25 protein-coding genes are annotated in these 22844 nt (G+C 60.0%); 18 read left to right on the forward strand and 7 right to left on the reverse strand.

The genetic code is table 11. The annotated features are described in order from the left end of the window. Positions 1-5 precede the first annotated feature (5 nt). Together J7394_RS00470 and moaA are read right to left on the reverse strand one after the other, a co-directional pair. Entirely contained in the window at positions 6-1328 is a 1323-nt protein-coding gene (locus J7394_RS00470; RefSeq protein ID WP_209250224.1) for a 3-deoxy-D-manno-octulosonic acid transferase, read from the reverse strand. Between the two features lies 1 nt (position 1329). After that, entirely contained in the window at positions 1330-2337 is a 1008-nt protein-coding gene (gene moaA / locus J7394_RS00475; protein WP_170467931.1) for a GTP 3',8-cyclase MoaA, read from the reverse strand. Positions 2338-2427: 90 nt separating this feature from the next. Between moaA and J7394_RS00480 the strand changes: the two genes are divergently transcribed. Next, the gene (locus J7394_RS00480; protein WP_209250225.1) at positions 2428-2859 is read left to right on the forward strand and encodes a hypothetical protein; all 432 of its coding nucleotides are present in this window, start codon (positions 2428-2430) and stop codon (positions 2857-2859) included. A gap of 101 nt (positions 2860-2960) precedes the next feature. Here the strand turns inward: J7394_RS00480 and J7394_RS00485 are convergent, their stop codons facing one another. Genes J7394_RS00485 through glmU form a run of 4 tightly spaced genes read right to left on the reverse strand, consistent with a single transcriptional unit; the run spans position 2961 to position 7368 of the window. Beyond that, positions 2961-3638: a DNA alkylation repair protein gene (locus J7394_RS00485; RefSeq protein ID WP_209250226.1), complete on the reverse strand. Its 678-nt coding sequence runs from the start codon at positions 3636-3638 to the stop codon at positions 2961-2963. 3 nt (positions 3639-3641) lie between these two features. Continuing rightward, positions 3642-4184: a pyridoxamine 5'-phosphate oxidase family protein gene (locus J7394_RS00490; RefSeq protein ID WP_209250227.1), complete on the reverse strand. Its 543-nt coding sequence runs from the start codon at positions 4182-4184 to the stop codon at positions 3642-3644. 3 nt (positions 4185-4187) lie between these two features. Beyond that, positions 4188-6011, reverse strand: a complete 1824-nt coding sequence (gene glmS / locus J7394_RS00495) for a glutamine--fructose-6-phosphate transaminase (isomerizing) (protein ID WP_209250229.1) — start codon at positions 6009-6011, stop codon at positions 4188-4190. 4 nt (positions 6012-6015) lie between these two features. After that, positions 6016-7368, reverse strand: coding sequence for a bifunctional UDP-N-acetylglucosamine diphosphorylase/glucosamine-1-phosphate N-acetyltransferase GlmU (gene glmU / locus J7394_RS00500; protein ID WP_209250231.1), 1353 nt, complete (start codon positions 7366-7368; stop codon positions 6016-6018). Between the two features lie 134 nt (positions 7369-7502). On the opposite strand from glmU, the gene J7394_RS00505 reads away from it, so the two are divergent. The 3 genes from J7394_RS00505 (at position 7503) to J7394_RS00515 (ending at position 10741) form a co-directional block, all read left to right on the forward strand. Continuing rightward, entirely contained in the window at positions 7503-8174 is a 672-nt protein-coding gene (locus J7394_RS00505) for an HAD-IA family hydrolase (protein ID WP_209250233.1), read from the forward strand. Positions 8175-8213: 39 nt separating this feature from the next. After that, the gene (locus J7394_RS00510; RefSeq protein WP_209250235.1) at positions 8214-9404 is read left to right on the forward strand and encodes a DegT/DnrJ/EryC1/StrS aminotransferase family protein; all 1191 of its coding nucleotides are present in this window, start codon (positions 8214-8216) and stop codon (positions 9402-9404) included. A 170-nt stretch (positions 9405-9574) separates the two neighbouring features. Continuing rightward, positions 9575-10741 (forward strand): isovaleryl-CoA dehydrogenase, encoded by a 1167-nt coding sequence (locus J7394_RS00515; protein WP_209250237.1) that lies wholly within the window; start codon positions 9575-9577, stop codon positions 10739-10741. A 48-nt stretch (positions 10742-10789) separates the two neighbouring features. Here J7394_RS00515 and J7394_RS00520 read toward each other — a convergent pair whose 3' ends face one another. Further along, positions 10790-11386 (reverse strand): OmpW family protein, encoded by a 597-nt coding sequence (locus tag J7394_RS00520; RefSeq protein WP_209250239.1) that lies wholly within the window; start codon positions 11384-11386, stop codon positions 10790-10792. A 137-nt stretch (positions 11387-11523) separates the two neighbouring features. On the opposite strand from J7394_RS00520, the gene J7394_RS00525 reads away from it, so the two are divergent. The 14 genes from J7394_RS00525 (at position 11524) to J7394_RS00585 (ending at position 22763) form a co-directional block, all read left to right on the forward strand. Continuing rightward, a complete protein-coding gene (locus tag J7394_RS00525; RefSeq protein WP_209250241.1) occupies positions 11524-13047 on the forward strand; it encodes an AMP-binding protein in 1524 nt (507 codons plus the stop codon). 376 nt (positions 13048-13423) lie between these two features. Continuing rightward, entirely contained in the window at positions 13424-15028 is a 1605-nt protein-coding gene (locus tag J7394_RS00530; RefSeq protein ID WP_209250243.1) for a carboxyl transferase domain-containing protein, read from the forward strand. Positions 15029-15035: 7 nt separating this feature from the next. Beyond that, positions 15036-15494: a hypothetical protein gene (locus J7394_RS00535; protein ID WP_209250245.1), complete on the forward strand. Its 459-nt coding sequence runs from the start codon at positions 15036-15038 to the stop codon at positions 15492-15494. Continuing rightward, on the forward strand, positions 15484-17412 hold the full coding sequence (locus tag J7394_RS00540; RefSeq protein ID WP_209250247.1) for an acetyl/propionyl/methylcrotonyl-CoA carboxylase subunit alpha: 1929 nt from the start codon (positions 15484-15486) through the stop codon (positions 17410-17412). The genes J7394_RS00535 and J7394_RS00540 overlap by 11 nt, the downstream gene beginning before the upstream one ends. 79 nt (positions 17413-17491) lie before the next feature. Then, positions 17492-18343, forward strand: a complete 852-nt coding sequence (locus tag J7394_RS00545; RefSeq protein WP_209250248.1) for a hydroxymethylglutaryl-CoA lyase — start codon at positions 17492-17494, stop codon at positions 18341-18343. Position 18344: 1 nt separating this feature from the next. After that, positions 18345-19133, forward strand: a complete 789-nt coding sequence (locus J7394_RS00550) for a crotonase/enoyl-CoA hydratase family protein (protein ID WP_209250249.1) — start codon at positions 18345-18347, stop codon at positions 19131-19133. 186 nt (positions 19134-19319) lie between these two features. Further along, entirely contained in the window at positions 19320-19685 is a 366-nt protein-coding gene (locus J7394_RS00555) for an NADH-quinone oxidoreductase subunit A (protein ID WP_170375125.1), read from the forward strand. Then, entirely contained in the window at positions 19676-20209 is a 534-nt protein-coding gene (locus tag J7394_RS00560) for an NADH-quinone oxidoreductase subunit B family protein (RefSeq protein WP_037307875.1), read from the forward strand. Before J7394_RS00555 ends, J7394_RS00560 begins: the two co-directional genes overlap by 10 nt. Positions 20210-20216: 7 nt before the next feature. Further along, positions 20217-20423, forward strand: a complete 207-nt coding sequence (locus J7394_RS00565) for a YodC family protein (protein ID WP_209250250.1) — start codon at positions 20217-20219, stop codon at positions 20421-20423. Continuing rightward, entirely contained in the window at positions 20416-21018 is a 603-nt protein-coding gene (locus J7394_RS00570) for an NADH-quinone oxidoreductase subunit C (RefSeq protein WP_170375126.1), read from the forward strand. The genes J7394_RS00565 and J7394_RS00570 overlap by 8 nt, the downstream gene beginning before the upstream one ends. A 3-nt stretch (positions 21019-21021) precedes the next feature. Then, positions 21022-21195 (forward strand): hypothetical protein, encoded by a 174-nt coding sequence (locus J7394_RS00575; protein WP_170461080.1) that lies wholly within the window; start codon positions 21022-21024, stop codon positions 21193-21195. Between the two features lies 1 nt (position 21196). Continuing rightward, the gene (locus tag J7394_RS22995; RefSeq protein ID WP_256439753.1) at positions 21197-21322 is read left to right on the forward strand and encodes a hypothetical protein; all 126 of its coding nucleotides are present in this window, start codon (positions 21197-21199) and stop codon (positions 21320-21322) included. Continuing rightward, complete coding sequence (locus J7394_RS00580) at positions 21322-21540, forward strand: hypothetical protein (protein ID WP_209250251.1); 219 nt, start codon at positions 21322-21324, stop codon at positions 21538-21540. The genes J7394_RS22995 and J7394_RS00580 overlap by 1 nt, the downstream gene beginning before the upstream one ends. Beyond that, positions 21540-22763, forward strand: coding sequence for an NADH-quinone oxidoreductase subunit D (locus J7394_RS00585; RefSeq protein WP_170621366.1), 1224 nt, complete (start codon positions 21540-21542; stop codon positions 22761-22763). The genes J7394_RS00580 and J7394_RS00585 overlap by 1 nt, the downstream gene beginning before the upstream one ends. The last annotated feature ends 81 nt before the right edge of the window (positions 22764-22844 follow it).

Below are 22844 nucleotides of genomic sequence, written 5' to 3' on the forward strand. Positions count from 1 at the left end.
TGTTTTCAGCCAGATGAAGAAGGATCCTTCGGCTCTAGGCCGAGTGTGGTGCAGAGCGTTTCGATCACGTTTTGCAGCGCGTCTTTTTGGGTTGTGACGCAGGCGCGGGTGGAGTTGCGGGCTTGGGTCAGGGCCGCGTCGTTGGATAGCCAGGTGTTGACGGCTTTCTCCAGATCTTCGGCCGTTTCAACCTGAACGGCCCCGCCGGTTTCGATCAGGGGTGCGAAAGTTTCGGCAAAATTGAAGTAGCCCGGACCGGTTATGACGGCAGCACCGGCTTGCGCGGGTTCGAACGGGTTGTGGCCGCCGATCTCTTTCAGAGACCCGCCGAGAAAGACAATCGGGCAAAGCGCGTACCATGTGCCGGTTTCGCCGAGGGTATCGGCCACGTAGACCTGAGTCTCATGGGTGATCGGGTCGCTTTTGGTTCGGAAGACCGATGTGAGTTTGGCTTTGGTCAGGAGGGCCGCCACCTCCTCGCGCCGTTCGGGGTGTCGCGGTATAAGTAGCAACAGCAAGTCTGGGTAGTGCTTTAGCAATGCGGTATGGGCGGCCAGAACCGTTTCCTCTTCGCCTGCATGGGTCGAGCTGGCGATCCAGACGGGTCGACGGCCGATCTGGCCTTGTACATCCGCCAGTGTGGTGTGATCCACCGGCAGCGGGTCGGACATCGCCTTGAGGTTGGTGCCGGGTTGGACGCGCTGTGGGTCCGCTCCGATGGCGATCAGGTTCTTGGCCGTTTTGTCGTTCTGCGTCAGAAACAGCGCGAAGTGGTCCAGGATGAAGCGCGCCGTATCGGGGCGCTTTTGCCAACCTGCCACGGACTTGTCAGACAAACGCGCGTTCAGAAGGCACAAAGGTGCGCCGCGATTTGCCGTTTCAACGATCAGTCGGGGCCAGATCTCGCTTTCTACGAATATGGCGGCATCTGGGGCCCAACGGTCGAGAAACCGTCGCACAGGCCCGGCGCTGTCCAGGGGAGGAAACTGATGTCGGGTGCGAGGGGGCAGTCGCTTGGCAATCAGCGCGGCTGAGGTGGGCGTGCCGGAGGTGATCAGGAACTCGGTTTGCGGCAGGCGCTCGCCAAGCCGGTGGATCAGGCTGAGAACCGAAAGGCTTTCGCCGACGCTGGCGGCGTGAAACCAGATCAATTGTCCCGCGGGGCGGTCGAGGCTGGCATAGCCCAGTCGCTCCTGCTGGCGCTGGTTTGGGACCTCGGCCGTCTGCAGCTTTTTGCGCACGGTGCGCCAAGCCAAGGGCTGCGCGAGAGAGGTGACGCCGCAGTACAGCTTGTACAGCAGCGTCGGACGAACGTCAGAGCCGGGCATGTCAGCCGCCTGTGTGGCTCATGTGGCGGCTCATCTGGCCATCGACGGCCTGACGGGAATAGTCGAAGTCATGGCCTTTGGGCTTGAGGTTGATCGCGGCGCGGATCGCCTCTTCCAGCGGTTTTTCCGTGTCCGGATGATCGCGCAGCGGCGCGCGCAGGTCGGCCATGTCCTCCTGACCGAGGCACATGTAAAGCTCACCGGTGCAAGTCAGGCGCACGCGGTTGCAGCTTTCGCAGAAATTATGGGACAGCGGGGTGATAAAGCCGATCTTCTGGCCCGTTTCCTCAAGCCTTACATAGCGCGCGGGTCCGCCAGAGCGTTCGGCCAGATCGGTCACGCTGTAGTGGTTTTCGTATTCCTTGCGCACATCCTTAAGCGACCAGTACTGGTCCAACCGGTCCTCATTGCCGATATCGCCCATTGGCATGACCTCGATCCAGGTCAGGTCCATGTCGCGCTCGGCGCACCATTCTGTGATCTGGGGTAATTCGGGTTCGTTGAAGCCCTTCAGAGCCACAGCGTTGATCTTGACCCGCAGGCCCGCCTTTTGTGCCGCATCAATCCCGTTCAGAACCTGTTTCAGACGTCCCCATCGCGTAACGGCTGCGAATTTATCCTCATCCAGCGTGTCCAGCGAGATATTCACCCGTCGCACACCCGCCGCGTAGAGGTCATCGGCAAATCGCGCAAGCTGCGAGCCATTGGTTGTAAGCGTCAGTTCTTTCAGCGCGCCGCTTTCCAGATGACGGGTCATCGAGTTGAAGAACGTCATGATATTGCGACGCACGAGCGGCTCACCACCGGTGATGCGCAGTTTCTCAACGCCCATATTCACGAAGGTGGAACACATGCGGTCTAGCTCTTCCAGCGTCAGCAGCTCTTTCTTGGGCAGAAAGGTCATGTTCTCGGACATGCAATAGACGCAGCGAAAGTCGCAGCGGTCGGTTACCGAGACGCGAAGATACGTGATGGCACGGGCGAAAGGATCAATCAGCGGAGCAGTCATGCGGTATAGGTAAAGCTGGAACAGGCCCACGACAAGGGTGAACTGTGCTTTGGTCTGGTGCAGCTGCCTGAGGGGTAGTAGGTTCGGGGTATGAGAGAACTGCTTGTGATATCCTGCGTTTTGCTGGTCGGGTGCGATACCGTACGTTCGACAACGGATCGTTTGTTGGGGCGCGATGAAGTGGCCGAGGCAGCGCCTGCTGCTGTAGAGACCGCACCTGCGGAGGCGGAAAGCTCAGCCTATATCCAGCCTGCAACTGCGACGGCGAATTGGACCGGCGCCAAGACCACCATTGCCGGGTTGGGCGATCCGTCGACTCCGGGCCGCTGGATGCAGACACCCTTGGTCGATTCCGAGGTGACCGCGCGGGTGGTTGTGCCGAAAACCGGGGCGCAGGCTTACATCACTCTGGTTCCGGCCTCGGGGCCCGAGACGGGTGGCAGCCGTTTGTCACTAGATGCCATGCGGGCGTTGCTGGTGCCGTTTGATCAGTTGGTCGAGGTCGAGGTCTACGCGAACTAAGGCGTTTTCGGGTTTTACCTGAATGATCAAGTGACACGAATGTCCCGAGAACGCTGAAAGCGTGGCAGGGTATTCGTGTCACAAGGCTAACCCGAAACGCTCTAACCCTTCAGGTATTTTCCGGCCTCGCGCCGGGCAAAGGGTTTCATCGCGTCGCCATGCGTTTCCAGAAAAGCCACGACCCGGTTGGGATCATGTTTGGAGAGTTCCCGTAGCCACCACGCAATGGATTTCTGAATGAACCAGTTCCGATCGGGCACATAGCCTGCAGCCCATCCGAGGATGCAATCTCGGCGTGCCAGATCTTCAGGTTTGGGGTGGTTCTGTTTGGTCCAGGGCAGGGTCGAGACCAGAGCGGCGCGGCGGGTCCACATGTGGTCTGACCCGGTCCATGTTTCGACCTGATCCAGACGCGCTGGATCGGCGCTCAGGCGTTTCTGGATGGCGGTGCAGGCGTGGTCGGCGATGGCCCATGCGTCGAAATCGGGCACCCAGCTTTGCAACAAGGCCCAGACATCTTCATCCGGGCGAATCCGCGCTTGTGTCAGCAGTTTGGAGGCCGCGACGCGCGCCTCATGGATGTTGGTCTGCCAGAGCGCATCCGCGAGGGTGACGCGCTCAGCAACCGACAATTCCTTGCGCCAGGATTTGGTCAGATCGTTGAGAACCGGGACCGCGACGCCCAGATAGGGGCGCTCGGCCTTGTGATAGGCTGCGACTTGTTCCGCGCGCTCGGCATCGGCATGCGCCTTGATCTGATCCAGATAGGGGGCAAGCATGGTCTAGACCGGAACGCCGGTGGGTTTGCCGTCAATCGTCTGCTGGTTCTTCTCGACCCAATAGGCGCGGATATCACCGTCCGATTTGCCGTCGACCCATTTTTGCATTGTGTCGCGGTCTGACTGGAACTCCATGAACGGGACCGCATAACCGCATGAGGTCTGCACCAGATCAATGCTGAGGTCGTAGATCTGCCGCGCGCTGCGGTGGTTGGGGAAGTGACCTGCCAGTTCGTCCCATCCGTCATCCCCTGCATGTAGCGTCTTTGCGGCGCCAAAGGTGCGCAGGATCAGCGGGCGGGTGGTGAAGGAACACCACATCAGGGTCATGCGGTTGACCTCAAGCAGATGCCCGGCGGTCTCATTCCCGCTGCCGGTCAGGTTCATCCAAACAATCCGGTTTGGCCCCAGAATACGCAGTGAATCCATACCCTTGGGTGAGATATTGACCCTCCCTTCAACCCCTGCGCTGCCCACGAAGAACATGTGCTGCTCATTGATGAATTTCTGATGCGCATCGTCCAGATGAGGGAATTGCTTGGCCATGTCTTACTCCACAGTCACAGATTTCGCGAGGTTGCGCGGCTGGTCCACATCCGTCCCTTTGGCGACGGCCGTGTGATAGGCCAGCAACTGCGCCGGAACCGAGTAGAGGATTGGGGTCAGGTTCGTGTGAACATGGGGCATGCGGATTGTGCTCCAGACGTCATCGCCAGCCTCAACGATGCCGTCATCGTCCGACACAAGGATCACCTTGCCCTTGCGCGCCATGACCTCTTGCATGTTCGAGACGGTCTTGTCGAAAACAGCGTCGCGCGGGGCCATGACCACCACGGGCATATGCTTGTCGATCAGCGCGATGGGGCCGTGTTTCAACTCACCCGACGCATAACCTTCGGCGTGTATATAGCTGATTTCCTTCAATTTTAGCGCGCCTTCCATCGCCAGCGGATACATCAGACCACGGCCCAGGAACAGCACGTCGCGCGCTTCGGACAGGCGCTGGGCGGACTTGCGGATGGCGCGGTTCTGATCCAAAGCGGCGTTCAGAACCGAGGGCAAGCCGCGCAGAGCGGCGGCGTGATCGGCCAGTTCCTCATCACTCATGGTTCCACGATCTGCCGCAGCTTTCAGCGCCAGCATCAGCAACACGCTCAGCTGGCAAGTAAAGGCCTTGGTCGAGGCAACACCGATCTCAACCCCTGCATGGATGGGCAGAGCGATATCGCTTTCCCGCGCAATCGAGCTTTCGGGAACATTGACGACCGACACGATCTTGTCCGCCTTACCCTCGCAATAGCGCAGCGCAGCCAGCGTATCGGCGGTTTCGCCCGACTGGCTGACGAACAAGGCCAGCGTGCGGTCAGTGATCGGAGGTTCGCGATAGCGGAATTCACTGGCGATATCGACCTCGACCGGCATTTTCGCCAGCTGCTCGAACCAATACTTCGCTGTCAGGCAGGCATAGAAGGCCGTGCCACAGGCGACCATGGTCAGGCGGTCAAGCTTGGTGAAATCTAGATCGGTCTCGGGCAGAACCACGCGGTCTCCGCCGGTGGGCAGGTAGGAGCGGATCGCCTCGGCCACGACCACCGGTTGCTCGGCGATTTCCTTGGCCATGAAGTGCTTGTGTTCGCCCTTGTCGGCTCGGGCCGTGTCCAGCTTGATCTTGCGCATCTCGCGATTGGCCAGTTCACCGGCTTCGGTGCGGATTTCCAGCGAGGTGCGGGTCAGAACGGCGCGGTCGCCTTCTTCAAGATAGGTGATCTTGTTGGTCAGCGGAGCCAGGGCAATCGCGTCCGAACCCACATACATCTCACCCTCTCCATGACCGATCGCCAGCGGAGAACCCTTGCGCGCGGCCACGATCAGGTCGTCCTGACCGTCGAACAGGAAGGCCAGCGCAAATGCGCCCTCTAGCCGGTCGATGGTCTTGAAAGCCGCCTCGACTGGGGACAGGCCGGTATCCAGGTAATGTGCGGCCATCAGGGCAACGGTTTCGGTGTCGGTCTCAGTCACGAAATCCAAGCCGTGTTCGGCCAGTTCGGCGCGCAACTCGCGGTAGTTCTCGACGATGCCGTTGTGGACGACGGCGACAGGCCCGGCTTTGTGCGGGTGCGCATTGGTGACCGAGGGCGCGCCATGCGTCGCCCAGCGGGTGTGCCCAATCCCAGATTTGCCGGGCAGGGGATCGTGAACCAGAAGGTCGCTCAAGTTCACCAGCTTGCCCACGGCCCGACGGCGCCCCAAAGCGCCATCGTTGACGGTCGCAATCCCGGCGCTGTCATAGCCGCGATATTCCAACCGTTTCAGAGCTTCGACCAGAATGGGGGCAGCCTCATGCTGTCCCAATACACCTACAATTCCACACATAAACTCAGGCCTCTTTATCGCGGCGAGCCTTCTTCGCCTTCAACATATCAAACAATTTGCGCGCATAGCCGGGCTTGTTCTCCTGCTTGGCGCGCGCGACAGCCAGCGCCTCGGATTCCACGTTTTTCGTCACGACTGTACCGGTTGCCGTCATTGCGCCATCGCCCACGGTCACCGGGGCCACCAGCATGGTGTTGGAGCCGATGAAGACACCCTCACCAATCGTGGTTCTGTGCTTCATCACGCCGTCATAGTTGCAGGTGATCGTGCCTGCCCCGATATTCGAACCCGCCCCGACCGCGGCATCTCCGATATAGCTGAGGTGATTGACCTTCGCGCCTTCGGCGATCTCGGCATTCTTGATCTCGACGAAATTGCCGATGCGCGCGTTTTCCGCCAATTCCGCGCCGGGGCGCAAGCGGGCGTAGGGGCCTATGATGGCCCCTCGGCTGACATGGCAGCCTTCCAGATGCGAAAACGCCCGGATCGTTGCGCCGCTTTCGACGGTCACGCCGGGGCCGAAGACCACATTCGGCTCGATCACCGTATCGCGCCCGATCACCGTATCGGCGGCAAGATAGACCGTTTCCGGGGCCATCAGTGTGACGCCCAAATCCAGCAACTCTGCCCGTGCTTGGGTCTGAAACACCGCATCCGCCGCTGCCAGATCTGCGCGCGAGTTCACGCCCAAAGTCTGCGCCTCGTCACAGGCAACCGCGGTCACGCTCAGATCGCGGGAGCGGGCGATTTCGACCACATCCGTCAGGTAGTATTCGCCCGAAGCATTGTCGTTGCCGACCGCGTCAATCAGGGACATCAGCGTTGCCGCGTTGCAGGCCAGCAGGCCCGAATTGCAGAAGGTGATCGCGCGTTCTTTGTCCGAGGCATCTTTGAACTCGACGATCCGCTCCAACGTGTTGCCGTTCATCACCAGGCGGCCATAGCGGGCGGGGTCGGCGGCTTCAAAACCCAGAATGACCAGATCATTCTGCGCGCGCGCTTCGATCATCCGCTCGAGTGTGTCGGGTTGAAGGAAGGGCGTGTCGCCGTAAAGGACCACGACATCGCCATCGAACCCCTCCAGCGCATCGCGGGCCTGCGCGACGGCATGGGCGGTGCCCAGTTGTTCCTCTTGCACGGCGATTTGCGCGGTCTCATCCTCGGCCTGCGCGACCTTGGCGACGGCTTCGGCCCCGTGGCCTGTGACAATCACGGTTCGCTCAGGCGACAGCACCGAACCGGTGCGCATGGCGTGAACCAGCATCGGAACCTGAGCGATCGGGTGCAGGACTTTGGGGATGTCCGAATTCATCCTGGTGCCTTTCCCGGCGGCAAGGATGACAAGGGCAGTGGTCATGAAATCGATTTCTCTTTGTGTTTTGTTGCCGTCCGTTTTATCCGCTGAGGGCAAAGGCGCAAGCCGTTCGGCCATCAAACAAGATTGCCGATTGCAACAGGACATGGCGGAAACCTGCCGAGCAAGGAGGCGCAATGCGCACGGTCATCTTCGATCTGGACGGCACTTTGGCGGATACGTCGGGCGATTTGCTGGCCGCTGCAAACCATTGTTTTCGCGAGATGGGGCATGGAGATGTTCTGGTTCACGGGCAGGATGCGGGCATCGCCGTACGTGGCGGGCGTATGATGTTGACGCACGGATTGAAGCGTGTCGGGGCCTATGATGAAGGCACGGTCGATGCGTTTTATCCGGTTTTGCTTGAAGCCTACGCGCAGGACATCGACACCCACACGCAGTTCTACCCCGGTGCTTTGGAGGCGGTCGAGGCCCTGAAAACCGCAGGCTATGGCGTTGGCATCTGCACCAACAAGCCTGAGCGTCTGGCACATCAATTGCTCAGCCAGATGGGTGTGCTGGATCACTTCGCCTCCTTGGTCGGCGCAGACACTCTACCGGTGCGGAAACCTGACCCCGAGCCTCTGCGCGAGGCAGCGCGGCGTGCGGGTGGGCATCCGGATCTGTGCGTTCTGATCGGGGATTCCGATACCGACCGCAACACCGCGAAAGCGGCCGGGGTGCCTTCGGTTCTGGTTACTTTCGGGCCCTTTGGCGACGATATGGCCGCTTTGGAACCTGAGGCCTTGCTGCATCATTTCGACGATCTGCCCGATCTTGTTACTGAGTTGATCGGTGCGGCGGCTTGATCCCTTGACCCGGACCGGATGGAGCCCCAGAACTAGCCTATGACTGAGACATTCACTGGTAGTTTCACCCAGCAAGAACCTATCCCGGACGAGGCGGTCGAGGCCGCTCTGGCCGTTCTCCGGCACGGGCGTCTTCATCGCTATAACGTCGTGCCTGGCGAATTGGGCGAGACCGCGCTGCTGGAGCAGGAATTCGCGGCCCAGATGGGGGCAAAATATTGTCTTGCCGTATCGTCGGGTGGCTATGCTTTGGCGACTGCCTTGCGGGCCGTGGGTGTGCAGCCCGGCGAGCCGGTTTTGACCAACGCGTTCACACTGGCCCCTGTACCGGGGGCGATTGCTTCGGTCGGGGCCAGGCCGGTTTTTGTCGGTGTGACCGAAAACCTGACCATTGATCTGGAGGATCTGGAGGCCAAGCTGGGTAAGGCGCGAGTTCTGATGCTCAGTCATATGCGTGGTCATCTGTGCGACATGGACCGGTTGATGCAGCTTTGCGATGCGGCAGGTGTTGTCGTGATCGAGGATTGCGCCCATACGATGGGGGCCGCGTGGCGCGGGCAGCTCTCGGGTCGGCAAGGGGCCATCGGGTGTTATTCGTGCCAGACCTACAAACATGTGAACTCGGGCGAGGGCGGTCTGCTGGTTACCGATGATGAGGAACTTGCGGCTAAAGCCACGATGCTGTCGGGGTCCTACATGCTCTACGAGCGGCATCTGGCTGCACCGGGGCCAGAGGTGTTTGAGCGGATCAAATACACCACGCCGAACGTGTCGGGCCGTATGGACAACTTGCGTGCGGCGATCTTGCGCCCTCAGCTACGGGATCTGGATCGGCAGGTTGGCCGCTGGAACGAACGGTATCAGGCCATTGAAGACGGCCTGCGGGGAACGCCTGGCCTGACGATGGTCGAGCGTCCCGAGGCAGAGACCTATGTGGGATCCTCGATCCAGTTCCTACTGCTCGACTGGCTGCCGGAACGGATCGCCGAGGTGATCAGCCGCTGCGCTAGTCGCGGGGTGGAGTTGAAATGGTTCGGCGGTGCCGAACCCACCGGGTTTACCTCACGTTATGACAGTTGGCGCTATGCTGAGAGTGAGCGGATGCCTGCCTCGGACCGGGTTCTGGCGGGGATCATGGATATGCGCGTGCCCCTGACCTTTTCGCTGGAAGACTGCCAGCTGATCGCCCGTATCATCAGGGCCGAAGTCGGAGCCGTCTACCAATCGTGATCCAATTGAGTGCGCCTGCAGCGCACGCTTGATTATTTGAAAAACGCCGCCCTGGTTCGGGCGGCGTTTTGCGTGTTGGAACCGGCGTGCCCGGAATGATTGACCCGCCGCAGATTCGCTGGTATCCAGTTATTGAACACTTGTTCATTAATGCTGAGAGGAGAGCGTCAATGTTCATGGCGAGTATGCAATTCGATCTGGGCGAAGACGTGAATGCGCTGCGCGAGATGGTGCATCGTTGGGCGCAGGAACGGGTCAAGCCGATGGCCGCCGAGGTCGATGCGTCGAACGCGTTCCCCAATGAGCTTTGGACCGAGATGGGTGCGCTGGGCCTTTTGGGCGTGACCGTGCCAGAGGAATATGGCGGCGCCGGCATGTCCTATCTGGCGCATACTGTCGCGATTGAAGAAATCGCGCGGGCTTCGGCCTCGGTCTCGCTGTCCTATGGCGCGCATTCGAACCTCTGCGTGAACCAGATCAAGCTGAACGGCACGGAAGAGCAAAAGCAGAAATACCTGCCGCGCCTGATCTCGGGCGAGCATGTGGGCGCGCTGGCGATGTCCGAACCCTCGGCCGGGTCGGATGTGGTGTCGATGAAGCTGCGCGCCGAGAAGCGCAATGATCACTACCGCCTGAACGGGAACAAGTATTGGATCACCAATGGGCCGGACGCGGATACTCTGGTCGTCTACGCCAAGACCGACCCGGATGCGGGATCGAAAGGGATCACCGCGTTTCTGATCGAGAAAGAGATGACGGGTTTCTCGACCTCGCCCCATTTCGACAAGCTTGGGATGCGCGGGTCCAACACCGCCGAGTTGATCTTTGAAGATGTCGAAGTGCCGTTCGAGAATGTTCTGGGCGAAGAGGGCAAGGGGGTTGCCGTTCTGATGTCCGGGCTCGACTACGAACGAGTCGTGTTGGCCGGGATCGGAACCGGCATCATGGCCGCATGTCTGGATGAAATCATGCCCTATCTGGCCGAGCGCAAACAGTTCGGCAAACCTATCGGCATGTTCCAACTGATGCAGGGCAAGATCGCGGACATGTACACCGCGATGAACTCGGCCCGTGCTTACGTATACGAGGTCGCCAAGGCGTGCGACCGGGGGGACGTGACTCGTCAGGACGCGGCGGCGTGCTGTCTATACGCGTCCGAGGCGGCGATGACGCAGGCGCATCAGGCCGTACAGGCGATGGGCGGGGCCGGGTTCCTGTCAGACGCTCCGGTCAGCCGGATCTTCCGGGATGCCAAGCTGATGGAGATCGGGGCCGGGACCAGCGAAATCCGCCGCATGCTGATTGGTCGCGAAATGATGAGCGAAATGCTGGGGTAAGAAAGCGCCCCGCAGCCGAGGGAACTGCGGGGCGTTTCGATCAAAGGATCAGAAGCGATGGACGTAGGATACGCCAATCAGGTAAGGGTCGATTTCGGCTGTACCGATGTCGGAACCGTTCAGTTTGACGTCCGAGTCGATGTCGAACCAGCGCACGTTCAGGCGGATCGCGCCAGCGTCGCTGACCATATAGTCCAGACCGGCCTGCAGCGAGACACCGAACGAGTTGTCGATTTCAAGACCGTCCAGGCTTTCGTCGAAGAAGATGGTGTAGTTCAGACCGGCACCAACATAAGGCTTCCACGCGCTGTTGGTCGGGAAGTGGTAGTTCAGCGACAAGGTGGGCGGAAGGTGCTTGACCGAAGAGGTCTCGACGCCGTTCAGCGAGATGTTGTGCTTGAACGGGGTCGCGGCCAGCAGTTCGATACCCAGATTGTCACGGACGAAATACTCGGCGGTGAAGATCGGGCGGGTGTCGGCGTCAATGGTGGCGTCCGCGCCTGCCAGAGTGCCGTTGTCGGATTTCGGGTCCAGGTAGCCGACACCGAAACCAACGGTCCAGTCACCTTGCGATTGGGCGAGTGCGGGGCCAGCCAGCGCGACCAGCGCGGTGGAGAGGGTCAAAGCGGCGAGTTTATTGGTCATTGTTCTGCCTTTGGTTCAGTTGATGACCGCTGTTTTGCACGGGCGCTGCCTGCACTCTCTGATCTGGGTCAAATTTGCGTGAGCGCACCCGGCAAGTGTGACATAACTGCAGGCCCAGAAAATAAAGGAAAATTTTGATGTCAGGCGATCTGCGCATACCGGGTTTGCGCTCGGCGGGTGGCTGGGATGTACCCGATCGGCTGAACATGGCGCGCCAGTGTCTGACCCATCCGCCCGAGCAGGTCGCCTTGGTCGATCTAACTGAGGGCGAAGAGAGGCCGGTCACTTACGGTCAACTGCACGAGATGGCCGATGGGCTTGCGCGGGCGCTCTTGCCCAAGGTTCAGACCGGTGAACGGGTTGGCGTTTTGCTCAGCCAGTCTCCGTGGTGTGCGGCGGCGCATCTGGCGATCTGGAAGATCGGCGCGATCTCGGTGCCTCTGTTCAAGCTTTTCAAACAGGACGCGCTGCGCTCCCGCGTGGCGGATGCCGGGGCAGGGATCGTTCTGACGGATGCCGAGGGCGCCGAGCTGCTGGGTGATCTGGCCGAGCCGGTGATCGCCGCTGAGGTTGCCCATCCCGGCCCAGAGCTGCCCTTTGCGAATACCGGCCCCGAAGACCCCGCCGTGCTGATCTATACGTCGGGCACAACTGGCAGCCCAAAGGGGGCTTTGCACGGGCACCGCGTGCTGACCGGCCATCTGCCCGGCGTTTCGATCAGTCATAATCACCTGCGCGCGGGGGATTGCCTCTGGACCCCGGCGGATTGGGCCTGGATTGGAGGGCTGTTCGATGTCCTGATGCCGGGCCTCGCGCTGGGCATCCCGGTGGTGGCCTCACGGCTGGACAAATTCACCCCCGAGGCCTGCGCCGATGTGATCGCGCGCGGCGGCGTGCGCAATGTGTTCTTCCCGCCGACCGCGCTGCGGATGCTGAAAGCGGCGGATCAGAGCATCCCCGGGCTGCGTTCGGTCGCGTCAGGAGGTGAGCCTCTGGGCGCCGAGATGCTGGCTTGGGGGCAACAGGCCTTTGGACTGACGATCAACGAGTTCTACGGCCAGACCGAATGCAACATGGTCGTCTCGTCCTGCGCCGAGGATTTCCCGGTGCGTCCCGGCTGTATCGGCAAACCGGTACCAGGCCATGAGGTCGCGGTGATTGATGAGGACGGCACGCCCACGAGGGACGAGGGCGATGTGGCCATCCGGCGCGGCTCGGCCTCGATGCTACTGGAATACTGGAACCGGCCCGAGGCCACGGCTGAGAAGTTCCGGGGCGATTGGCTGATCACCGGAGACCGAGGAGTTTGGGAGGGCGAGTATCTGCGCTTCGTCGGCCGCGATGATGACGTGATCACCTCAGCCGGATATCGCATCGGCCCGGCTGAGATCGAGGATTGCCTGTTGACCCACCCGGCGGTGGCAACGGTCGGCGTGGTCGGCAAGCCCGACCCGCTGCGGACCGAGATCGTGAAGGCCTATGTTGTGTTAAAACCGGGGGTCGAGGCCTCAGGGCCGGAGTTGCAGGACTGGGTCAAGGACCGTCTGGCGCAGTACTCCTATCCGCGCGAGGTGGCGTTTCTGGACGAGTTGCCGATGACGGTGACAGGGAAGGTGATCCGGAAGGAGTTGAAGGCGCGGGCGGCGGGGGAAGTGTCTTGACCCTTTTTTCGAGAATCTCCGGATTTCGCTGCCCAAAGTGCAATGAAATGCAGCCCGCGTTTGCGTTGTTGACGACAGTTCGCGGAGGAGTGACTGGATACGTGATCAACGAAAGTTGTCAGTGTTCAAATTGTCGATCGAACATTCGTTTGCGGTGGCGATACAGCATTTCAGCAATTCTGATGGGGATAGTTCTTCCCCTAGTGCTTGGTCTTTCTTTGTTTTTCTCTCTGGCACTTTTGTTGGTGCTCACTATCGGGTCTGGTGGTGACTTGCGGATAATCGCAGGGACCTTGAGCTTATTGGTTTTCGGCACGTTTTTGCTCGTTCTTTTGCGCGCCCGTTTCTTCCGTAAAGTGTTCTCGGTGGAGGTCCTATGAAATTCACATCCAAAGCCATGCCCAACTCCGAGGGCTTCAAAACAAACCGCGCAGCCCATCTCGACGCGCTGGCGCAAGTTTCATCCGCCGCAGAAGCCGCTCGAATGGGCGGTGGCGAGAAATCTCGCGCGCGGCATGTCTCTCGGGGCAAGATGCTTCCCAGACGCAGGGTGGCGAATCTGCTCGATCCAGGGTCTCCGTTTCTGGAGATCGGCGCGACGGCGGCTCATGGGATGTATGGCGATGCCGCGCCTTGTGCCGGGGTGATCGCGGGGATTGGCCGGGTACAGGGGCGTGAGGTCATGGTGGTGTGCAACGACGCCACCGTGAAGGGCGGCACTTACTATCCGATGACCGTCAAAAAACACCTCCGCGCGCAGGAGATCGCCGAGGAAAACCATCTGCCCTGTATCTATCTGGTCGACAGCGGCGGGGCGAACCTGCCCAATCAGGATGAGGTCTTCCCCGACCGCGACCACTTTGGCCGCATCTTTTATAACCAAGCGCGGATGAGCGCGAAGGGGATCGCTCAGATCGCCGTGGTGATGGGCTCTTGTACGGCGGGTGGGGCCTATGTGCCTGCCATGTCCGACGTGACGATCATCGTGAAAGAACAGGGCACGATCTTTCTCGCCGGGCCGCCCTTGGTCAAGGCGGCGACCGGCGAGGTTGTGAGTTCCGAAGATCTGGGCGGAGGTGATGTCCATACGCGCCTGTCCGGCGTGGCGGATTATCTGGCCGAGGATGACGCCCACGCGCTGGCTTTGGCACGTCGGGCTGTTGGGTCGCTGAACCTGAGCAAACCGCAGACGGTAGATTGGGCCAGCCCAGAAGACCCAGCATATGACCCTGAGGAAATCCTCGGTGTTGTTCCGGCTGATCTGCGCACGCCCTACGACATCCGCGAGGTGATCGCGCGTCTGGTTGATGGCTCTCGGTTCGATGAGTTCAAGCCGCGGTTCGGGGAAACGCTGGTGACCGGCTTTGCCCATGTCAAAGGCTGCCCGGTTGGAATCATCGCCAATAATGGCGTGCTGTTTTCCGAGGCCGCGCAGAAGGGCGCGCATTTTGTTGAGCTATGTTCTCAGCGTCGTATCCCACTGGTGTTCCTGCAGAATATCACCGGCTTTATGGTCGGTCGCAAATACGAGAACGAAGGCATCGCGCGGCATGGCGCCAAGATGGTGACGGCGGTGGCGACAACCTCGGTGCCGAAGATCACGATGCTGGTCGGAGGGTCCTTCGGGGCCGGGAACTATGGCATGGCGGGTCGGGCCTATCAGCCTCGGTTCCTGTGGACCTGGCCGAACTCACGGATTTCCGTGATGGGCGGAGAGCAGGCGGCGGGCGTTCTGGCTACCGTCAAGCGCGACGGGATCGAGCGGCAGGGCGGGACATGGTCTGCCGAGGAAGAGGCCGAATTCAAGCGCCCGACCTTGGACATGTTCGAGGAGCAGTCTCATCCGCTCTATGCCTCTGCTCGGTTGTGGGATGACGGCATCATCGACCCACGCAAATCCCGCGATGTCTTGGCGTTGTCATTGAGCGCCGCTCTGAACGCCCCGATCGAGGAAACACGTTTCGGCGTGTTCAGGATGTGATTTCCCAATGGACACACATTTCACGAAATTGAACGAGGATTGGAACGCGGATCCGAATGCGCCGATGCCGGTAGCTGCAAGAGCAGGTGGCGATCTCTGGTTGCGGTTTTGCCCAAATGAGTGGTTGAATCCATCGCATCTGGCGCGAGGGCATCTGTTTATCCGGTTTGCTGGTTGCCAGCGATTTCGTTTCACGTCGATCAATGATCACGGGTGGTTCGGTGGGCAGTGCAGATTCAGCAAAGTGGCGCCAGCTTGGGGAGAGTTTTACGAGGTGGATGGCGACTTTATAGAAAGTCTCGACGAAACACCTTGGACCATAATTTCGGCCAGGTCTGACCTTGCGAGAAACTTTCTGTTCTATTTCCGTGATGAAGCTTTCGAATGCACTGCATCCTCTTGGAGCCTAAGCACCGAATGCTCGTCTGGTTCTATCTTCGAAGAGGCGGTTTGTCATGTTCAGTAAAATCCTAATCGCAAACCGGGGTGAGATCGCCTGTCGTGTTGTCGAAACCGCTCAGAAAATGGGTGTGTCCTGTGTGGCCGTCTATTCGGATGCGGATGCCTCGGCGAAGCATGTGCAGATGGCAGATGAGGCGGTGCATATCGGCGCGGCCGCTCCGGCTGAAAGCTATCTGAAGGGAGATGTGATCATCCAGGCGGCGCTCGAGACCGGGGCGCAGGCGATCCATCCCGGCTATGGGTTTCTGTCCGAGAACCCGGATTTCGTGGATGCGGTTGAGGCTGCAGGGCTGACATTCATCGGCCCATCGGCGGATGCGATCCGCAAGATGGGTCTTAAGGATGCAGCCAAGGCTTTGATGGAGGACGCAGGCGTCCCCGTTGTGCCCGGATATCATGGTGACAATCAGGACCCCGCTCATCTGGCCGAGGCAGCAGCGGCCATCGGCTACCCCGTTCTGATCAAGGCGGTTGCGGGCGGCGGCGGCAAAGGTATGCGGTTGGTTGAGACTTCCGAAGCGTTCTCGGACGCCTTGGACAGCGCGCGCGGTGAGGCAAAGACCGCCTTTGGCAACGATGCGGTTCTGGTCGAGAAATTCGTAGCCAAACCTCGGCATATCGAGGTTCAGGTCTTTGGCGATGGTACCCATGCGGTGCATCTGTTTGAACGGGACTGTTCGCTTCAACGGCGACATCAGAAGGTGATTGAAGAGGCGCCGGCCCCCGGTATGACGCCCGAGATGCGCGAGGCGATGGGGCAGGCCGGTGTACGTGCGGCAGAGGCGATCGGCTACAAAGGTGCCGGGACGGTTGAGTTCATTGTCGACGCGTCCGACGGGCTGCGGCCGGATCGCTTCTGGTTCATGGAGATGAACACGCGCCTGCAGGTTGAACATCCTGTGACCGAGGCGATTACGGGTGTGGACCTGGTCGAATGGCAGTTGCGCGTAGCAGCGGGTGAAAGCTTACCGAGGCAGCAGAACGACCTGTCGATCAATGGTCACGCGTTTGAGGCGCGGCTCTATGCCGAGGATGTGCCCAAGGGCTTTTTGCCCGCAACGGGAACCTTGACCCATCTGCGATTTCCGCCTGAGTGCCGCGCGGATAGTGGCGTGCGGGCGGGGGATACGATCAGCCCCTGGTATGATCCGATGATCGCCAAGGTCGTCGTGCATGGTCCGACCCGCGCGGTCGCGCTTGAGAGCCTGCATCGCGCCCTGCGTCAAACCGAGGTTGCCGGGACGGTTACCAATCTGGCCTTCCTTGGCGCTCTGACACGCCATGGTGGGTTTGCCTCGGGCGATGTGGATACGGGTCTGATCGGGCGCGATCTGGAGCATTTGGTCCAGACGACGGACGCGGTCAATGCTTCCGTGGTGGCCGCGGCGATGACAGCGCTGGGGCTGACAGAGACGACCTCAGAGACTGGCTTAACCCTGTGGGGGCCGTTGCACCGGGCCGTGCAGCTGATGCGCGACGGTGAGGTTCTTGATCTGGATGTTCAGGTGGAAGGCCCGCACCGGCAGGTCTGGACTGTGAATGGCGCGCAGGTGATTGCGCAGCGCAATGGTGGCTGGACCATTGATGGACAGCGCATGCCCCATGTCGCCGTCGCTGGTTCTCAGGTCACGGTGTTTGAAGACTATGGGCAGGTGTTCGAAATCGTTGATCCCTTGGATCGCGATGCCAGCGCTGCAGGAGATACCAACGTGATCGAGGCGCCGATGCCGGGTCTGGTCAAGGCCGTATTTGCCTCGGCGGGGCAGGCGGTGAAAGAGGGTGACCGGCTGGCGATTCTGGAAGCCATGAAGATGGAGCATTCACTGCTTGCGGCGCGCGACGGTGTGGTGGCTGAGGTGTTGGCCGACGCAGGTGCGCAGGTCGAGGCCGGCGCGGCGCTGGTTCGATTGGCTGAGGATTGATCTGTTCGGGCCGTGCATTGCGTGGCACAGTCGAGCCATCCAAATGTAAAACGAAAAGAAGCCGGGGAGGGATGCGCTGATGAAAGAGCGGGTCGAGATATTCGAGGTCGGGCCAAGGGATGGACTTCAGAACGAACAGCGCGAGATTCCAGTGGCCGAGAAGGTGGCGTTGGTCGATTGCCTTAGCCGCGCCGGGTTCAACCGAATTGAGGTGGCCAGTTTTGTGTCCCCTAAATGGGTGCCCCAGATGGCGGGAAGCGGCGCGGTTCTGGCTGGAATCAAACGGGCCGAGGGCGTGCGTTATGCGGCGTTGACGCCGAACTTGCGCGGCTATGAAGACGCGCTGGCGGCCAAAGCGGATGAGATCGCAGTGTTTGCATCAGCCTCCGAGGGGTTCTCGAAAGCCAATATCAACGCGACCATCGCGGAATCCATTGAACGGTTCGCGCCGATCCTTGAGGCCGCGCGCCATATCGACTTGCCGGTCCGGGGCTATGTCTCATGCGTGACCGATTGCCCATATGACGGTCCGACTCCGCCGGAAAAAGTGGCTGAGGTCGCGGACGCTCTGTTCGCGCATGGGTGCTATGAGATTTCGCTGGGCGACACGATCGGGCAGGGAACCCCGGACAAGATCGCGCATATGCTGCTGGCGGTGCGCGACAGGGTGCCCGTTACCCGGCTTGCGGGCCATTTCCACAACACCAACGGGCGAGCCATGGACAATATTGATGCCTCGCTGGCGCTGGGCGTGCGGGTGTTTGACTCTGCGGTCGGTGGCTTGGGCGGATGCCCCTATGCACCCGGCGCGGCTGGCAATGTCGCGACCGAAGCCGTCGCCGCCCATCTGGAGCGGCTGGGATATGAGACCGGTCTGGACGCAGCAGTTCTGGACGAAGCCGCGCAGATGGCGCAGGCAATGAGAGGCTGACATGTTTGAAACGATTGCGGTCGTCACAGATAACCGAGGCGTTGCGACGCTGACCCTGTCGCGCGCTGAAAAGCACAACGCCATGTCGGCGCTGATGATCAGCGAATTGACGCAGGCAGCGGAGCAGCTCGGGCGCGATGAGGCGGTGCGCGTTGTTGTGCTGACCGGCTCTGGCAAGAGTTTCTGCGCCGGGGGCGATCTGGGGTGGATGCGCGATCAGATGGCTGCGGATGCCGAGACCCGATTCACCGAGGCGCGCAAGTTGGCGGAAATGCTGAAGGCGCTGAACGAGATGCCCAAACCTTTGATTGGTGCATTGCAAGGCAACGCGTTTGGCGGCGGCGTCGGTCTGGCTTCGGTCTGCGATGTGGCAGTGGGCGTTGACACCCTGAAAATGGGCCTGACCGAGACCCGACTGGGCCTGATCCCAGCGACGATTGGGCCATACGTGATCGCGCGGATGGGGGAGGCGCGTGCGCGGCGCGTTTTCATGTCGGCGCGTCTGTTTGATGCCGCCGAGGCTGTGGAGCTTGGCCTGTTGGCAAAAGTGGTGCCAGCCGATCAACTGATGCGCGCTGTCGAGGATGAACTCACCCCCTACCTGTCCTGCGCGCCGGGGGCTGTGGCATCCGCTAAGGCCTTGGTTCAAAACCTCGGCCCGCGTCTTGACGACAGTGTGATTGACCATACCATCCAAGCGTTGGTCGCCCGATGGGAAACGCCGGAAGCACGCGAAGGCATCGAAGCATTCTTTGAAAAACGTAACCCCAAGTGGAACAACAAAGATTAACTTGGGGCGTCTATTGTCCGCTGAGGCGAAATCGGGGTGATTCCCGAAGGTCTGTCAAGGGGATGAATGACGTGGTGCGCGCTTGTGTTCGGTTGACCCTCTGACCGCGTGGGGCTAGAGAAAGTCGAGTCAACACGCCAATTGACGGCGCCCTCCGAAAGGGGATGCGCAGGAAAGGAGCTAGACGTGGAAGACCTGCTGCGGGAGTATCTCCCTATTCTGGTGTTTCTGGCCGTAGCCATCGGCCTGGGAATTGTCCTGATTCTGGCAGCTGTCGTTCTGGCAGTTCGCAACCCCGATCCCGAAAAAGTCAGCGCCTATGAATGCGGCTTCAACGCGTTTGATGACGCTCGGATGAAGTTCGATGTGCGCTTCTATCTGGTTTCGATCCTTTTCATCATTTTCGACCTAGAGATTGCGTTCCTGTTCCCTTGGGCCGTGGGCTTTAAGGACATCAGCGATGTAGGGTTCTGGTCGATGATGGTCTTCTTGGGCGTTTTGACCATCGGCTTTGCCTATGAATGGAAGAAGGGGGCCTTGGAATGGGAGTGATGACGGGTGCAAATACCGCCGGCGTCGACAAAGAAGTCGCCACCCAGGCCCTCAATGCCGAGCTGCAGGACAAAGGCTTCCTGCTGACCTCGACCGAAGACATCATCAATTGGGCGCGGACCGGGTCTTTGCATTGGATGACCTTTGGTTTGGCCTGTTGCGCGGTCGAGATGATGCACACCTCGATGCCGCGCTATGACGCGGAACGGTTTGGCATCGCGCCGCGTGCGTCCCCACGCCAGTCCGACGTGATGATCGTGGCCGGTACGCTGACCAACAAGATGGCTCCGGCGCTGCGCAAGGTCTATGACCAGATGCCCGAGCCGCGCTATGTGATCTCGATGGGGTCCTGCGCCAATGGCGGCGGCTATTATCACTATTCCTATTCCGTCGTGCGCGGCTGTGACCGTATCGTTCCGGTGGATATCTACGTCCCCGGCTGCCCTCCGACCGCTGAGGCGCTGCTGTACGGTCTGATGCAGCTGCAACGCAAAATCCGCCGCACCGGCACGATCGTGCGCTGAGGTTGCTATGATTGAAGTCGGTGATGTCGTGGAACTAAAGAGCGGAGGGGCCAAAATGACCGTTGTTAGTGTTTCTGACAATCAGGTGGAATGCGCATGGCAACTCGGCAATGGCACGCCTAAGAAAGAAGTCTATCCGCTAGAAGCAATCAGAGGTGCGTCGGTTTTTGGCGGGTTTGACTATGGTGATGACGGAGGTGCGGAACATGAGTGAAGCACTCAAAGAACTCGGTACGCATCTGGAACTGAAACGGTCCGACTGTGTGTTGTCTTGGGACGTCACCCATGGTGAGCTGAACGTGGATGTGGCGCCGTCAAACCTTGTGGAGTTCATCGAATTCCTCAAAAGCGACCGCTCTTGCCAGTTCTCGACTCTGGTCGATATCACAGGCGTGGATTACCCCGAACGCGCCAAGCGGTTCGACGTAGTCTATCACTTCCTGTCGATGTACCAGAACCAGCGCATTCGTCTGCGGGTTTCGATCCGCGAAGAAGACATGGTGCCCTCGATCGTCGATACCCATCCCTCGGCCAACTGGTTCGAGCGTGAGGTATTCGACATGTTCGGCATCCTGTTCTCGGGCCATCCGGACCTGCGGCGCATCCTGACCGATTACGGGTTCCGCGGCTATCCGTTACGCAAGGATTTCCCGACCACCGGCTATACCGAGGTTCGTTATGACGAGGCGCAGAAACGCGTGGTTTATGAACCCGTCAGCCTCGTGCAGGAATACCGTCAGTTTGATTTCATGTCCCCATGGGAAGGTGCCAACTACATTCTTCCGGGGGATGAAAAACAGGAGTCGTAAGCCATGGAGTTCCTGATCTGGATCGCTTTCACGATCGCCACGATCATCCCGATGCTGAAACTGCTGCCGCATTTCGGGATCGAGAAGTTCTGGGCGTTTGCCTGTGTCATTCCGATTGGAACGTTGATCCTGCTGTGGATCATGGCCATGAAGCTGCAAGAGATGGAGCGTCGCTGAGATGCTGGGGGAACTGATCATTTTGGGCGCTCTTGGGGTGCTGCTTGCCGGCGCCGCAGCCAAGGCGGCTGAGGCCGAGAAAGTCCGGGTGCGCGCGGACGCAAAGAAAAAGCGGGGGCGCAGCTGATGGGTTTTGTCGAAGTGTCATTTGTCGATTTTTTGACCGTGATATCGGTGGGATTGGGCGCGTATGGTTTTTTGCTCGCACCACTGTTGATCGTGGCTCGAATCCAAAAGGTTCCAGCACGCCGCGTGGCGCTCTTCTTATTGCCAATGATTGGTCCTGTAGCGCTAATTTTTTCAACTATCGCTCGTGCAGAGCGTCGATATTCTGAGGTCTCATGATGGACGGCTCAAGATATGATGACGGCAGCACGGACGCGCTGAGCGGCGAGCAGAAAATCCGCAATTTCAACATCAACTTCGGCCCGCAACACCCTGCAGCGCATGGCGTTTTGCGTTTGGTGCTTGAGCTGGACGGAGAAATCGTCGAACGCTGCGATCCGCATATCGGTCTGCTGCACCGTGGCACCGAAAAGCTGATGGAAAGCCGGACGTATCTGCAGAACTTGCCGTATTTCGACCGTCTGGATTACGTGGCGCCGATGAACCAGGAGCATGCCTGGTGTCTGGCGATTGAGAAATTGACTGGGGTTGAAGTGCCACGCCGCGGCTCGCTGATCCGGGTTCTGTATTCCGAGATCGGGCGCATCCTGAACCACCTGCTGAACGTGACCACACAGGCGATGGATGTGGGCGCTCTGACCCCGCCGCTGTGGGGTTTTGAAGAACGCGAAAAGCTGATGGTGTTCTATGAGCGCGCCTGTGGCGCCCGCCTGCACGCCGCCTATTTCCGCCCCGGCGGCGTCCATCAGGACCTGCCGCCCGAACTGCTGGACGATATCGAGGCATGGAGCCACGAATTCCCCGCTGTTCTCGACGACATTGACGGGTTGTTGACCGAAAACCGCATCTTCAAGCAGCGCAACGCCGATATCGGTGTGGTGACCGAGGATGACATTCAGAAATACGGCTTCTCGGGCGTGATGGTCCGTGGCTCAGGCCTCGCGTGGGATTTGCGCCGCGCGCAGCCCTACGAATGCTACGACGAGTTCGAGTTCCAGATCCCCGTCGGCAAGAATGGCGACTGCTACGACCGCTATCTCTGCCGCATGGAAGAGATGCGCCAGTCGCTGCTGATCATCCGTCAGGCCATCGCCAAAATCCGCGAATGCCCGGGCGACGTACTGGCACGTGGCAAGATCACCCCGCCGAAACGCTCGGACATGAAGACCTCGATGGAGAGCCTGATCCATCACTTCAAACTGTATACCGAAGGCTTCCACGTCCCCGCAGGCGAAGTCTACGCCGCCGTCGAGGCCCCCAAAGGCGAATTCGGCGTCTATCTGGTCGCCGACGGCACCAACAAGCCTTACCGCGCCAAACTGCGCGCGCCGGGTTTCCTGCATCTGCAAGCCATGGATCACGTCGCCGGAGGGCATCAGCTGGCTGACGTTGCGGCGATCATTGGCACTATGGATGTGGTGTTTGGGGAGATTGATCGGTGAGGTTGCCTTTCTTCATAGGAACAATCCTTGGATTGGCATCAATTTCAGCCGCTGAAGTGACGGATGCGGAACGTCAGCAGT

Origin of the sequence: Ruegeria sp. R13_0, assembly GCF_017743995.1 — a bacterium.
In the GTDB taxonomy this organism is placed as follows: domain Bacteria; phylum Pseudomonadota; class Alphaproteobacteria; order Rhodobacterales; family Rhodobacteraceae; genus Ruegeria.

What these genes read in the sequence shown, in the direction of transcription:
- J7394_RS00470 (WP_209250224.1), bottom strand. Translation starts at nt 1,328, where the DNA reads ATGCCCGGCTCTGACGTTCGTCCGACGCTGCTGTACAAGCTGTACTGC.
- moaA (WP_170467931.1), bottom strand. Translation starts at nt 2,337, where the DNA reads ATGACTGCTCCGCTGATTGATCCTTTCGCCCGTGCCATCACGTATCTT.
- J7394_RS00480 (WP_209250225.1), top strand. Translation starts at nt 2,428, where the DNA reads ATGAGAGAACTGCTTGTGATATCCTGCGTTTTGCTGGTCGGGTGCGAT.
- J7394_RS00485 (WP_209250226.1), bottom strand. Translation starts at nt 3,638, where the DNA reads ATGCTTGCCCCCTATCTGGATCAGATCAAGGCGCATGCCGATGCCGAG.
- J7394_RS00490 (WP_209250227.1), bottom strand. Translation starts at nt 4,184, where the DNA reads ATGGCCAAGCAATTCCCTCATCTGGACGATGCGCATCAGAAATTCATC.
- glmS (WP_209250229.1), bottom strand. Translation starts at nt 6,011, where the DNA reads ATGTGTGGAATTGTAGGTGTATTGGGACAGCATGAGGCTGCCCCCATT.
- glmU (WP_209250231.1), bottom strand. Translation starts at nt 7,368, where the DNA reads ATGACCACTGCCCTTGTCATCCTTGCCGCCGGGAAAGGCACCAGGATG.
- J7394_RS00505 (WP_209250233.1), top strand. Translation starts at nt 7,503, where the DNA reads ATGCGCACGGTCATCTTCGATCTGGACGGCACTTTGGCGGATACGTCG.
- J7394_RS00510 (WP_209250235.1), top strand. Translation starts at nt 8,214, where the DNA reads ATGACTGAGACATTCACTGGTAGTTTCACCCAGCAAGAACCTATCCCG.
- J7394_RS00515 (WP_209250237.1), top strand. Translation starts at nt 9,575, where the DNA reads ATGTTCATGGCGAGTATGCAATTCGATCTGGGCGAAGACGTGAATGCG.
- J7394_RS00520 (WP_209250239.1), bottom strand. Translation starts at nt 11,386, where the DNA reads ATGACCAATAAACTCGCCGCTTTGACCCTCTCCACCGCGCTGGTCGCG.
- J7394_RS00525 (WP_209250241.1), top strand. Translation starts at nt 11,524, where the DNA reads ATGTCAGGCGATCTGCGCATACCGGGTTTGCGCTCGGCGGGTGGCTGG.
- J7394_RS00530 (WP_209250243.1), top strand. Translation starts at nt 13,424, where the DNA reads ATGAAATTCACATCCAAAGCCATGCCCAACTCCGAGGGCTTCAAAACA.
- J7394_RS00535 (WP_209250245.1), top strand. Translation starts at nt 15,036, where the DNA reads ATGGACACACATTTCACGAAATTGAACGAGGATTGGAACGCGGATCCG.
- J7394_RS00540 (WP_209250247.1), top strand. Translation starts at nt 15,484, where the DNA reads ATGTTCAGTAAAATCCTAATCGCAAACCGGGGTGAGATCGCCTGTCGT.
- J7394_RS00545 (WP_209250248.1), top strand. Translation starts at nt 17,492, where the DNA reads ATGAAAGAGCGGGTCGAGATATTCGAGGTCGGGCCAAGGGATGGACTT.
- J7394_RS00550 (WP_209250249.1), top strand. Translation starts at nt 18,345, where the DNA reads ATGTTTGAAACGATTGCGGTCGTCACAGATAACCGAGGCGTTGCGACG.
- J7394_RS00560 (WP_037307875.1), top strand. Translation starts at nt 19,676, where the DNA reads ATGGGAGTGATGACGGGTGCAAATACCGCCGGCGTCGACAAAGAAGTC.
- J7394_RS00565 (WP_209250250.1), top strand. Translation starts at nt 20,217, where the DNA reads ATGATTGAAGTCGGTGATGTCGTGGAACTAAAGAGCGGAGGGGCCAAA.
- J7394_RS00570 (WP_170375126.1), top strand. Translation starts at nt 20,416, where the DNA reads ATGAGTGAAGCACTCAAAGAACTCGGTACGCATCTGGAACTGAAACGG.
- J7394_RS00575 (WP_170461080.1), top strand. Translation starts at nt 21,022, where the DNA reads ATGGAGTTCCTGATCTGGATCGCTTTCACGATCGCCACGATCATCCCG.
- J7394_RS22995 (WP_256439753.1), top strand. Translation starts at nt 21,197, where the DNA reads ATGCTGGGGGAACTGATCATTTTGGGCGCTCTTGGGGTGCTGCTTGCC.
- J7394_RS00580 (WP_209250251.1), top strand. Translation starts at nt 21,322, where the DNA reads ATGGGTTTTGTCGAAGTGTCATTTGTCGATTTTTTGACCGTGATATCG.
- J7394_RS00585 (WP_170621366.1), top strand. Translation starts at nt 21,540, where the DNA reads ATGGACGGCTCAAGATATGATGACGGCAGCACGGACGCGCTGAGCGGC.